1 protein-coding gene is annotated in these 1,510 nt (G+C 75.6%); it reads right to left on the reverse strand.

The genetic code is table 11. The features are described from left to right. On the reverse strand, positions 1-1,510 hold a 1,510-nt coding region (locus WA788_RS35240), incomplete at both ends, for a type I polyketide synthase (protein WP_335984524.1).

The raw sequence follows: 1,510 nt of genomic DNA on the forward strand, positions 1-1,510 counted from the left end.
ACCAGGAAGTCCGGCCGCACACCCAGCGATTCGACCAGCCGGAACAGCGCGACCTCGACCGCGAACAACCCCGCCTGCGTGAACTGCGTGTCATCCAGCAGCGCCGCCTCAGCCGAACCCGCCGCCGCGGCAAGGACGTCCGTCAACGGCCGCTCCAGCAACGGATCAAGCTCCGCCCGCACCTCCGCCAACGCCCGCGCGAACACCGGGTAAGCGGCCGCCAACTCCGCACCCATCCGCGCCCGCTGCGCACCCTGACCCGAGAACACGAACGCCGTCTTCCCGGCACCCGCCTGCCCCTCGACCACCCCCGCGCCCGGCTCCGCGCCGGCCAGCGCCGCCAGCCCCGTCAGCAGACCGTCCCGGTCAGCCGCCGACACCGCCGCCCGGTGCTCCAGGTGCGCCCGGGTCGTCGCGGCCGAGAACGCGGTGTCCAGCAGCCCGACTTCCGGCCGCGCGAGCAGGAACTCCCGCAGCCGGGCCGCCTGGGCCCGCAGCGCGGCCTCGTCCTTCGCGGACACCAGCACCGGCACCGCGGGAAGGCCGCGGGCCGGCTGCGGCGCGGGCTCGTCGGCGGACGCCGGGGCCTCGGCCGGTGCCTCCTCCAGGATCAGGTGGGCGTTCGTCCCGGAGATGCCGAAGGACGAGACGCCCGCGCGGCGGACGCGCTCCCCGGCCGGCCAGGGCTGCGCGCCGGTCAGCAGCCTGACCGCGCCGGACTCCCAGTCCACGTGCGAGGACGGCGTGTCCACGTGCAGTGTCGCGGGCAGCACCTCGTGCCGCAGCGCCTGCACCATCTTGATGACGCCCGCGACACCGGCCGCCATCGAGGAGTGGCCGATGTTCGACTTGATCGACCCGAGCCACAGCGGGTCCGCGTCCTGCCGCTGCTGCCCGTAGGTGGCCAGCAGCGCCTGCGCCTCGATCGGGTCGCCCAGCTTGGTGCCGGTGCCGTGGCCCTCGACCGCGTCGACCTCGTCGGGCCGCAGTCCGGCGGCCGACAGCGCGGCCCGGATCACGCGTTCCTGGGACGGGCCGCTGGGCGCGGTCAGGCCGTTGGACGCGCCGTCCTGGTTGACGGCGCTGCCGCGGATCACCGCCAGCACCCGGTGGCCGCGGCGCCGCGCGTCGGACAGGCGCTCCATCACGACCAGGCCGACACCGTCGGAGAAGCCGGTGCCGTCGGCGCCCTCGGCGTAGGACTTGCAGCGGCCGTCGGCGGCCAGCCCGCGCTGCCGGGAGAACTCGATCAGCAGGAACGGCCCGGACAGCACCGTGACGCCGCCGGCCAGGGCGAGCGAGCACTCGCCGTTGCGCAGCGCCTGCGCCGCCAGGTGCAACGCCACCAGGGACGAGGAGCACGCGGTGTCCACGGACACCGCCGGGCCCTCCAGGCCGAGGCTGTAGGCGACACGGCCGGAGACCACGCTCGAGGTGCCGCCGGTCAGCCGGAAGCCCTCCAGGTCGGAGCGGCCGCCGAGGCCGGTCCCGGAGCCCGGGTAGTCGGTGA

This window comes from Streptomyces sp. CA2R106, assembly GCF_037034245.1.
In the GTDB taxonomy this organism is placed as follows: Bacteria; Actinomycetota; Actinomycetes; order Streptomycetales; family Streptomycetaceae; genus Actinacidiphila.